The organism is Microcystis sp. LEGE 00066, assembly GCF_015207925.1.
Lineage (GTDB): Bacteria > Cyanobacteriota > Cyanobacteriia > Cyanobacteriales > Microcystaceae > Microcystis > Microcystis ichthyoblabe_A.
Map to the genome: position 1 here is coordinate 1 of NZ_JADEVX010000149.1, position 10722 is coordinate 10722.

9 protein-coding genes and 1 pseudogene are annotated in these 10722 nt (G+C 42.8%); 7 read left to right on the top strand and 3 right to left on the bottom strand.

Going from position 1 to position 10722, the window contains the following annotated elements:
• The first annotated feature begins 218 nt into the window (after positions 1 to 218).
• Entirely contained in the window at positions 219 to 995 is a 777-nt protein-coding gene (fetB, locus tag IQ224_RS17615) for an iron export ABC transporter permease subunit FetB (protein WP_002745963.1), read from the top strand.
• Positions 996 to 1090: 95 nt separating this feature from the next.
• Here the strand turns inward: fetB and IQ224_RS17620 are convergent, their stop codons facing one another.
• Complete coding sequence (locus IQ224_RS17620) at positions 1091 to 2107, bottom strand: type I glyceraldehyde-3-phosphate dehydrogenase (protein ID WP_002731954.1); 1017 nt, start codon at positions 2105 to 2107, stop codon at positions 1091 to 1093.
• A gap of 371 nt (positions 2108 to 2478) precedes the next feature.
• On the bottom strand, positions 2479 to 2799 hold the full coding sequence (locus IQ224_RS17625; RefSeq protein ID WP_002732265.1) for a DUF3155 domain-containing protein: 321 nt from the start codon (positions 2797 to 2799) through the stop codon (positions 2479 to 2481).
• A gap of 388 nt (positions 2800 to 3187) precedes the next feature.
• Here IQ224_RS17625 and IQ224_RS17630 point away from each other — a divergent pair, with 388 nt between their 5' ends.
• The 4 genes from IQ224_RS17630 (at position 3188) to IQ224_RS17645 (ending at position 7874) form a co-directional block, all read left to right on the top strand.
• Positions 3188 to 4444, top strand: coding sequence for a GAF domain-containing sensor histidine kinase (locus tag IQ224_RS17630; protein WP_194033287.1), 1257 nt, complete (start codon positions 3188 to 3190; stop codon positions 4442 to 4444).
• A 119-nt stretch (positions 4445 to 4563) separates the two neighbouring features.
• Positions 4564 to 4938 carry a type IV pilus biogenesis protein EbsA gene (ebsA, locus tag IQ224_RS17635; protein ID WP_103111116.1) on the top strand — a complete coding sequence of 125 codons (375 nt, stop codon included), beginning with the start codon at positions 4564 to 4566 and terminating at the stop codon, positions 4936 to 4938.
• 37 nt (positions 4939 to 4975) lie between these two features.
• A complete protein-coding gene (locus IQ224_RS17640) occupies positions 4976 to 6052 on the top strand; it encodes a phosphotransacetylase family protein (RefSeq protein WP_194033288.1) in 1077 nt (358 codons plus the stop codon).
• Between the two features lie 22 nt (positions 6053 to 6074).
• Positions 6075 to 7874, top strand: a complete 1800-nt coding sequence (locus IQ224_RS17645; protein WP_036401841.1) for an ABC transporter ATP-binding protein — start codon at positions 6075 to 6077, stop codon at positions 7872 to 7874.
• A 24-nt stretch (positions 7875 to 7898) separates the two neighbouring features.
• On the opposite strand, the gene aroQ is transcribed toward IQ224_RS17645, so the two are convergent.
• Positions 7899 to 8354, bottom strand: coding sequence for a type II 3-dehydroquinate dehydratase (gene aroQ, locus IQ224_RS17650; RefSeq protein ID WP_002745954.1), 456 nt, complete (start codon positions 8352 to 8354; stop codon positions 7899 to 7901).
• A gap of 243 nt (positions 8355 to 8597) precedes the next feature.
• Here aroQ and mutL point away from each other — a divergent pair, with 243 nt between their 5' ends.
• Both mutL and IQ224_RS17660 read left to right on the top strand, forming a co-directional pair.
• Positions 8598 to 10250 (top strand): DNA mismatch repair endonuclease MutL, encoded by a 1653-nt coding sequence (gene mutL / locus IQ224_RS17655; RefSeq protein ID WP_002745953.1) that lies wholly within the window; start codon positions 8598 to 8600, stop codon positions 10248 to 10250.
• A 396-nt stretch (positions 10251 to 10646) separates the two neighbouring features.
• Positions 10647 to 10722: pseudogene (locus IQ224_RS17660) on the top strand (IS200/IS605 family transposase); the annotation flags it as partial.

Sequence of the window (10722 nt, forward strand, 5' to 3'; positions counted from 1 at the left end):
TTGGCTTAACCTTGTATTCTAGCACAAACATTTTGACACTGCTCGACCGAGTATCAATATCTTAGCACAAAATTCTTTAAGTTGACAATATATATTTAAGTGGAGCCGCCCAACCCTACACTAAAGGGCAGGGCTTGTACTCAAATTTTCGGTCAAAAATAATTATAAACTTGCTATTTATAGATGAAGTATTGTTGTAATTTGTTTCTTTTATTTTTATGGATGGATTAGTAGAACTAAATCTGGTGGATTTGGGTTGGGCTTTGGGGATGATGGGTATTTGTTTAATCCTCTCCCGTTGGTCAAATTTAGCTCTAGAGGGCCAATTATTATTGGCGACCGGTCGATCGATCCTGCAATTATTAGTGGTAGGCTACGTTATCGCCTTTATTTTTTCCCTGGATAATCCTCTGGCAGTGCTGGGGATTTTGGCAGTAATGATGACTATCGCGACTATTGTTGCTAAAAATCGCATTGATAGCCGAGATAAAGGCTTATTACCCCTAGTTTTTGGCTCTTTATTGATTAGTAGCTGTCTAACTTTAGGTTATGCGATCGCTTTAATTATTCAACCAGAACAATGGTACTCACCCCAATACTTGATTCCCTTGACGGGGATGGTGTTAGGCAATGCCATGAATAGTGCCTCTTTAGCCGGGGAAAGATTAAGCAGTGCCATTAAAAGTCACCGTTTGGAAATCGAAACCCATCTTTGTTTAGGGGCAACCCCTCAACAAGCGACCGCATCTTACCAAAAAGCAGCGATTCGAGCTAGTTTAATACCCACCCTCAATCAGATGATGGTGGTGGGTTTAGTCAGTTTACCCGGAATGTTCACCGGACAGGTATTGGCAGGAAGTGAACCTTTAAACGCCGCTTCCTACCAGATACTGATCCTGTTTATGATTGCCCTAGCTAACCTAATCACCGCTCAATTGGTGACAGAGGGAATCTATCGGCGCTTTTTCGGTGAGAATTTATCACTTATCAGTTAACAGTTAACAGTTATCAGTTAGTCAGTTATCACTAACCACTCCTGACTCCTAATTAACGCCCACTGTTCACCGATTACAGTTGACTGATCACTGATTTAGCCTTTCCACTTGCTGGCAACGACTTCAGCGAGATCAACCACCCGTTGGGAGTAACCCCATTCGTTATCGTACCAAGCGATAACTTTCACCATATCGCCACCCATCACCATGGTGAGACTAGCATCAATGATCGAGGAGGCATCAACACCGCGATAATCAGAGGAAACGAGGGGTAAATCATTATATTCGAGAATTCCTTTTAAAGAATTTTCCGAAGCTTCTTTGAGGACTTCGTTTACCTGTTCCGCGATCGTGCTTTTTTCCACTTGCGCCACTAAATCCACCACAGAAACGTTAGGAGTGGGTACACGCAGAGCGATACCGTTAAGTTTCCCTTTCATGTCCGGGATAACTAAGGCTACAGCTTTAGCGGCACCGGTGGAGGTGGGAACGATGTTAACGGCGGCGGCGCGAGCGCGACGCAGATCCCGGTGACTAGCATCCAGAATCCGTTGATCACCAGTGTAACTGTGGGTGGTGGTCATCGTCCCTTTGATGATGCCGAAGTTTTCGTGAATCACTTTGACGACAGGAGCAAGACAGTTGGTGGTACAACTGGCATTGCTGATGACATTGTATTTATCGTGTTCGTATTCGTGAGCGTTGACACCAACTACATAGGTTCCCACTCCCGAACCTTTACCCGGTGCGGTAATGAGGACTTTTTTAGCTCCTGCGACAATATGCTTAGAAGCGCCCTCTTCATCAACGAAAACACCGGTAGCTTCGATCACTAAATCTACACCCCATTCTGCCCAGGGCAGATTGAGGGGATTGCGATCGGAATAACATTTAATAGTCTTACCGTTAACAATTAAAGAATTATCATCGGCATCGATATTAGCGTTAAGTTTGCCTAACATCGAGTCATATTTGAGCAGGTGAGCGTTACTCCGGGGATCGGATGTATCATTGATCCCCACTACCTCCAAGCCACTATTAGTCCGTCCTAACCAACATCTTAGGAAATTACGTCCAATCCGTCCGAAACCATTGATCGCTACTCTAATCACTGCTGCTTGCCCTCTACGTTCTAGTGCAATACATAAAAAAATAATTAATGTTCCCAATCATACCTTAAAGGTTGAACTTTACGATCCTGATCGAAAATAATTTATTACCTCAGCAATCCTATCGGGTTTAAATGAGGAAATTTAATTGATTAAAGCGATTTAAAGCCAAAATTAGCCTAAATAACCCCTAAAAGATTCTCATAACCCCATTCCCTCCTTAGCTGTCCGCCTTTTCGGTAATCAGATGTGAGTTTTCAGTTTACTGATTACTGATCACTTAAAGGTCCCCGCTCCTCTTATCCTCAAAAAAAACTCGTTCACTTTTCTGTAAACGAGTTCACTTTCCATGATACGATTAATAGTCCTTTGAGTTATTTGGCAACTGCTACCGGTGCTTTGACGGGCTGAGGCTGGGGCTGCAGATCGCGCAAGCTTGGGAAAAGGAAGTGGTTTTCCTCCACATATTGCGCTCCAAACAGTCCTTTTTCAGCCCAGAAATAGCGATCGGTCGTATGCTCGTTACGCTTAACAACCAATAAAGCTGGTGGGCTAATGCCTATAGCTTGAATATACTTACGCGCCGCAGTTACGGGTTTATCTTCGCCACTTTCAATACTATACTGGGGTACAAGTTCAAGTATCTTACGTCCTTCTTGACGACGGCGACTCTTACGTTTCCGTTTTCTGGCCAACCCAATTACCTCCTGTTTTGGCTAATCGTTGTAATGATAGTTACAAAAGCCGTAGCGATTATATCCCTTCTAGATCGAGAAATCAAGTGTCCCTTAGAAAGCCAATTACGGACAAGTTTGACCGGAAGCTAGACTGGGACTATGTTTAAGTTTTTCTGACAAAAACACAGCCCCAAATCCCGATACAAAACTTATTATTTTTAAACTTTTTTTAATATATACCGTGATCCACCCCGAAAATAGTGACCAAACCCTTGTTATAACTGGTTTTTGCCAGTTGCCCTCGACTCAAGAGGAGGGTCATTCTTTCCCCTGTCAACTGGGAAATAAAACTCGTAACCCTAGCTTTATCAAGGTTTTCTGATTTTTTACTTTTTACTTTCTTAGTATGCCCTTCTCCTCCCCCTCCCGGACTCCCCTGAGTGATGATTTTATTGCCCTGTGTCAGGCACAGATGGAACTTTTGCGGGAGCAAATGGAAGCAGACAGAAGTGCGGTTTATTTAACTGAACCTTTATCGAGTAATTTAATCACAGTCGTTGTTTATCCGCCTTTTAATCCCCCTTATCCCCAAAAAAAGCGGCTTTCCTTGCAACCAGGGCAACCGGCGGCTGACTTGTTAACTGCGGTTAAGTTAGAAGATTTATCCCACCTCTGGAGTAATCAGGAGACCGTCAGCGGTCATCGCTTGTTTTTACCCTTAATGTATGAAGAGGGCATGATCGGATTATTGGTGACAACCAGAGAAAAACGACCTTGGCAAAGTTCGGAATTAACCCAGATGGCAAAAATCACCCAAACCCTCGCTTTAGCCTGTGTACTCGATCGCCAATTGGGAGAAGAACGTTATTATCGACAATGGCAACGTCAGCGCCTCGATACTTTTCTCCATCAAATCCGCAATCCCCTTACCGCTTTAAAAACCTTTGGTAAACTTCTACTCAAAAGGCTTTTAGCCGAAGAAGGTAACGATCCTGCCATTACCGGTATATTGAGGGAAAGCGATCGAGTTCGGGACTTAATTGCCGAATTTGAGGCACAAATTCAGCAAGAAAGCGAAAATTACCCCACCGTCGATATTCCTCTCCTGCAAGCGCAATCTTCCCCCACCACCTTTCTCTTACCTGCTGGCAGCAGCCAACTAACTCCGATCAATCTCCATGATATTCTCGATCCGCTGCTCCTTTCGGCCCAGGCCGTAGCCAAAGAGAGAAATCTCAGTCTAGAAACGATTCACGGGGAAGACATACCACTTATTCGGGCCAATATCCCCGGTTTGCGGGAAGTATTCAGCAATTTAATTGATAATGCTCTCAAATATACTCCTGCTGGCGGAAAAGTCACCGTCGAGGTAAAAAATGTTAAGAATAGTGTAGAAATTGTTTTTAAAGACACAGGTTATGGTATAGCGAGGAGTGATCAAGAAAGAATTTTTCAACGTCACTACCGGGGAGTGCAAGCAGGGGGAGATATACCTGGTACGGGATTGGGTTTAGCGATCGCCAAAGAATTAATTACCAGCATGGGGGGGACGATTGAATTTATCAGTCCTAATCCCGATCCAACAAGTTCCCCTTACCCCGGCACGGTTTTTCGGGTTAGTATGCCAGTTATAGCCGATGATCACCTCAGTAGAGAAAGCTGATCTGGCCGTAAAATCTGCCTATTTTCTTGATCGGGAGATTATGGGGGCGATCGGTTAAAATATATAGAAAATATCAGTGTCACTGGTAACTTGGCTGAGAACCCAAGAATTGACTAATTATGCCGACGATCGAACAATTGGAACCCGCTAATAAGGCTGATGTGTTAGTATATATGCCCTACTATGCCAAGGACAAACATAGTATCTTGCCCTATGCGATCGCTTTGTATCAAGGAGGATCTTTAGAAGGTCGTCGTCACATAGAAAATAGCGAAGGGATTCCCTTTGTGGCCTCTTGGTATGTATCAAAATTGCCCTCGGAATTGACCCGTTGTCGTTTACAATTTGAAGGACAGGCCGACCTAAGCTATGAGATGACGATTCTTAACGCCGAGTTGATCGAATATCTCATCGGTGCAATTAAAACCTTTAAGCAGCTAGGTTCGGCCGACTTTTCGCAGGGATTTTATCGGAAACTGCTGCAATTTGAATGATAAAAGTCGGGATTTTACGGGTTAAAAGGAGCAAATCGTGGCCAAATCAGCCAAATCTATACTTATCTCTTCCCTGGAACCCCTCAGTGGTAAATCGGGAACTGTCGTCGGTTTAGCGCATCTCTTGCGACAAAAAGGACTAGAGATAAGTTACGGCAAACCAGTGGGCAATTGTCCGGGCTACGTCGATGGGCAATTGGTCGATGAGGATGTAGAATTTATTCGGCAATTATTAGAATTATCCCCCGAGCAGCTGCGTTTACCCCTGATCTATACTGATGCGGATTCCGTTGCTAAACGTTTACAAGGTGTAGATCAACAGAACTACGGCAATATTCTTGCTGGTTATCTCGATCGAGTTAACAGTGATATTATCCTCCTCGAAGGGCCGGGGACTCTCTGGGAAGGCAGTATTTTTCAGTTATCGATGGGGGAGATGGCCAAAATTCTGCAGACTCCAATCCTATTGGTGGCCCGCTATAGTTCTCCCCTAATTGCCGAGAGTCTGCTGAAAGCAAGAGAGGAATTAAATAATCAGCTGCTGGGGGTAGTGATTAGTGATATCCCGGAAGATGATTGGGAGGAAGTACAATCTCTCCTGAAACCCTATTTGTCCCGCCAAGGGGTGGAAGTTTTAGGACTGTTACCTGCTAGTAAATTATTGCGTAGTATTAGTGTTCGGGAAATTGTCCATCTTTTGGGGGCAAAAGTATTATGTCGGCCCGATCGTTTAGATTGGATGGTAGAAAGTTTAGCGATCGGGGCGATGAATGTCAACGCCGCTTTAGAATATTTTCGCAAGGGGGAAAATATGGCCGTGATTACGGGCGGCGATCGCACAGACCTCCAGTTAGCTGCCCTAGAAACTTCTACCACCTGTTTGATCTTAACTGGTTCTATCTCTCCGGATCCCCTAATTTTGGGACGGGCTGAGGATTTAGAAGTACCGATTCTCTCGGTAAATTTAGATACTCTCACCACCGTGGAAATCGTCGATCAGGCCTTCGGGAAGATTCGCTTACAGGAACAGGTAAAAGTCGCTTGTATTCGAGAATTAATGGAGGAATATTTCCAGATTGATCGCCTGTTAGAAAAGTTAACAATAGGGGCGTAATTTCTCCCCAGCTGCCGAGAATATGAGTCTATCATCCTCCCCTGTGTCATCTCCGGTCAAAGAAAATGACTGGAGCTTATTATTAAGATTACTTCCCTACGCAAAAAAGCAAAAAGCCCTGCTATTTTGTTCATTAATACTTCTTTTTCCCCTATCTCTGACGGGGGCGATCCAACCCTTAATTATCGGTCAAGCGGTTTCCCTTTTGCAAAAGGAACAAACCTGGATTTTTTTGGCTCAAATGCCCTTAACAGCAGCCATTAATACCCTAATTATTATCCTGTCGGTTTCGATTATTTTACGACTGATTTTAGGGACAACACAAGGTTATCTAGTGCAGAAAGTCGGTCAGTCAATTACTGCTAATGTCCGGGAAGATTTATTTAGTCATGTTACTTCCCTTTCCTCTAGTTTTTTTGATCGCTCTCCCGTGGGACGTTTAGTCACTCGTTTAACCAGCGATGTGGAAGCATTAGGAGAAGTTTTTGCTAGTGGGGCGATCGGAGTTGTCAGTGATCTGGTTAATATTTTAGTTATTATCCTCACCATGTTTACCCTGCAATGGCAATTAGCTCTATTGTTGGTGTTGATGTTATTTCCTGTCACTGCTTTAATTATCTTTTTTCAAAAACAATATCGCAGCGCTAACTATCAAGTACGCGAGCAATTATCAAAACTTAATGCTCAATTACAGGAAAATGTAGTCGGAGTTAATATTGTTCAATTATTTCGCCGCGAACGCTTTAACGCTGAAATGTTTCGCACTATCAATACTCAGTATCGTCGCTCCCTAGATAAAACAATTTTTTATGATTCGGCCGTCTCAGCTACGTTGGAATGGATCGGATTAATTGCCGTGGCAGGAGTATTATGGTTAGGGGGTATTTTGATTCTCCAAAAAACCATTGATTTTGGGGTTTTATCGGCTTTTATTTTATTCTCCCAACGTCTCTTTAATCCCCTGCGTCAGTTTGCCGAAAAATTTACCATGTTTCAATCGGGTTTTACTGCTATTGAGCGCATTGGGGAATTAATGAGTATTCCTATTGAAATCACCGATTTTAACAATTATAAAGAGATTTCTTTCCCAGAAAAACGTCAAACTGGCGAGATTATTTTTGAAAATGTTTGGTTTGGTTATAAACCAGATGAATATATTATTAAAGGTCTCAATTTTACCATTAATCCAGGGGAAAAAGTCGCTTTAGTCGGTCCCACCGGTGCGGGAAAAAGTTCAATTATTCGTCTTCTCTGTCGTCTTTACGAACCAAGTAAGGGCAGAATTCTAGTGGATGGTATCGATATCCGTTATCTTCCCCAAGCGGAATTAAGACGTTATATCGGTGTGATTCTCCAAGAAACTTTTCTCTTTGCTGGAGATGTTACTCGCAATATTACTTTAGGAGAAAATTATGATTTTGAGCAGGTGAAAGCAGCGGCTAAATTAACTAATATCGATCACTTTATCGAGGAGTTACCCGATGGTTATCATACTCTTTTACGAGAGCGTGGCGCAAATTTGTCAGGAGGACAAAAACAATTACTCGCTTTTGCGAGAGTCGCTATTCGTAACCCCGAAATTTTAGTTTTAGATGAAGCTACTGCTAGTTTAGACGTGGGAACGGAAGTATTAATTCAAGAAGCTTTAGAACAAATTTTAGTCGATCGTACTGCTATTATTATCGCCCATCGTCTCTCTACTATTCGCAATGTCGATCGAATTCTTGTCCTGAAACGCGGGGAATTAGTCGAATCGGGAACCCATGAAGATTTATTAACTAAAGACGGCCTCTACGCTAGTTTATCGAAAATTTGGGTTTAAAACCGCGAAGTTCCAGCATTTGTCTTAAATTTTCCCATTCTTTTGCAAATAATCGACTAATGCCCATAATCCTAAGCGATAACTTTCGGCCCCAAAACCGCTAATCTGTCCGATAGCTATATCGGCAATGTAGGAATGATGACGAAAAGACTCGCGTTTGTAAATATTGCTTAAGTGTACTTCCACACAGGCAATTTTTGTGCCTAAGAGTGCGTCGCGGATGGCGATACTGGTATGAGTATAAGCTGCTGCATTAATCAAAATACCGTCATGCTGACCCCATGCTTGCTGAATCCAGTCCACTAATTGCCCTTCCTGATTGGACTGGTGCGCGGTTAAATTCACCCCTAAACGGGTAGCTTCTTCGCTTAAAAACTGGTTAATCGCTTCTAAATTGATGTTACCGTAGAGATTCGGCTCTCTTTTCCCCAATAGGTTTAAATTCGGTCCGTGTAAAACCAGAATGCTTAGTTTATTCACCACTGTCTTCCCTATCATCACCAGAATTAATCTTATCTCGATCAGGGATTATTGCCTATCAACAGCATTTTTGCCGATTTAGTATCATTGGACTTGCTCCAGGAATATCGCTATATTTGATCAGTGGAGCGGGATGGCAAGGAAGCAGCGATCGCCGATAAATTGCTAGGGAGCGGAGTCCTTAATCATGCACCCCCTGTGCGACAATATATCGAGTTTGCCCTTGGCTAAAACCATTAATTGATGACCTTACCCATACAAGTTTTACCCCAAGACGTAATTGATTTAATTGCCGCAGGAGAGGTAATCGACTCTTTAGGCGCTGTGGTGCGGGAATTAGTCGAAAATGCCATTGATGCGGGGGCAGATAGGATTAGCATTGATATATCTCCCCAAAATTGGCGAATACAAGTATCGGATAACGGTAGGGGAATGTCTAGAGAAGATTTGCAACTGTGTAGCTATGCCCACAGTACCAGCAAAATCCGCCAACGGGACGATCTTTGGCAGATTACCAGTCTCGGATTCCGTGGTGAAGCTTTGCACAGTATCGCACAGGTGGCGCGTCTGCGGGTTGCCAGTCGTCATGACGATGATTTAGGTTGTTATTGTCTTTACAATCACCGGGGTGAGCCGGATAATTTAGAAACGATTCCTATAGCTATTGGTACTATCGTCACGGTAGAGAATCTCTTTGGTAACTTTCCAGTGCGTCGTCAAGCTTTACCGTCAATTAACAAACAATTAAAGGATATACAGACTTTAATTCATAATTTTGCTCTCTGTCATCCCCACATTACTTGGCAGGTTTTCCAAGATCATCAAGATTGGTTACGCATTAGTCCGGGTAAGGATGCTAGTCAAATATTACCGCAATTAGTTAAATCTCTGCATTTTAACGATTTAGCATCGCTAAACCTTGACTTAACGACTCCTGACGCAGAATTGGCTCAAATTGAATTAGTCATTGGGTTGCCCGATCGCATTTCTCGCCATCAACCGGATTGGGTTAAAATTGCTGTTAATGGGCGAATGGTGCGCTCATCGGAGTTAGAACAGGCAATATTTCAAGCTTTCGCTCGTACAGTCCCTAAAGATCGCTATCCCGCTTGTTTTCTCCATCTACATCTTAACCCTCGTTCCATCGATTGGAATCGTCACCCAGCTAAAGCGGAAATATACCTGCATAACCTCGTTTTTTGGCAAGAACAGATAATTTCAGCCATAGACAAGTCTTTAGGACTAAATCCCGAACATATACCCGAAAAAGCGCAAAATCAGCGCGTCAGTCAAATTCTCAAGGCTGCCGAAGAAAAAAGCACCTATATAATAGGGGAGAAATCCAGGAAAAATCGGCTGGAATTAAAGGCATTAGCTCAAATTCACCAAACTTATATAGTTGCCGAACATCCTAACGGATTATGGTTAGTGGAACAACATATTGCCCATGAGCGGGTTTTGTACGAACGTTTAGAGGATAACTGGGAAATCGTGCCGTTAGATACTCCGATCATCTTAAATCAGTTAACTACTCGACAAATCGAACAATTACAACGTTTAGGATTAGAAGTTGCTGGTTTTGGCGATCGCTCTTGGGCAATTCGTAGTATTCCTGTTCTACTAAAAGAACGGGAGGATCGGGCTGATGCTTTACTAGAATTAAGTTTAGGGGGCGATTTACAAACCGCTCAGGTTGCTACCGCTTGCCGTAGTGCGATCCGCAACGGTACAGCTTTAAGTTTAGAAGAAATGCAGAATTTACTCGATGATTGGCAAAATACTCGTAATCCCCGCACTTGTCCCCACGGAAGACCGATTTACTTATCCTTAGAAGAAACTTCGCTCGCTCGCTTCTTCCGTCGTCATTGGGTAATCGGCAAAAGTCACGGTATTTAATCAGTTATCAGGATTCAGGATTCAGGAGTCAGGATTCAGGAGATTATTTTTATTTATTCTCCTCTCCCCTCTCTGACAGGTGTAGGTATTTTACAACTAAATTGATTTTCGGCTTCTTCACATAAGGAAAAGAAACCCAAAGATCAAACCAGCACCGAAAGATTTAATAACTATCACTTCGCCGATTATAAAGAAACAGTAATTGACTTACTAGAACTCTTGCAAATTAATTATATGTTATAATAATGGGTCAACTAATTTTCCCAAAAAAATTAGTTAATCAGTACATTCGTCCTGAATAAAAACTTGAAGTTTAACTTTTAACTCAAAACTATTTAGAGCTGCTTTAATCTCTTCGGGTCTAATTCCCCGCCGCTCGCGGCGTACAATAGAAAAATGAGTGAATACATCCATAAGAGCCATAATGTAAGTGTTTTGCTATATCATTTAGTGTTCCCAGCCAAATATCGTA

Excerpts from the sequence above, each read along its gene's own strand:
- fetB (WP_002745963.1), top strand. The coding sequence starts at position 219 with ATGGATGGATTAGTAGAACTAAATCTGGTGGATTTGGGTTGGGCTTTG.
- IQ224_RS17630 (WP_194033287.1), top strand. The coding sequence starts at position 3,188 with ATGCCCTTCTCCTCCCCCTCCCGGACTCCCCTGAGTGATGATTTTATT.
- ebsA (WP_103111116.1), top strand. The coding sequence starts at position 4,564 with ATGCCGACGATCGAACAATTGGAACCCGCTAATAAGGCTGATGTGTTA.
- IQ224_RS17645 (WP_036401841.1), top strand. The coding sequence starts at position 6,075 with ATGAGTCTATCATCCTCCCCTGTGTCATCTCCGGTCAAAGAAAATGAC.
- mutL (WP_002745953.1), top strand. The coding sequence starts at position 8,598 with ATGACCTTACCCATACAAGTTTTACCCCAAGACGTAATTGATTTAATT.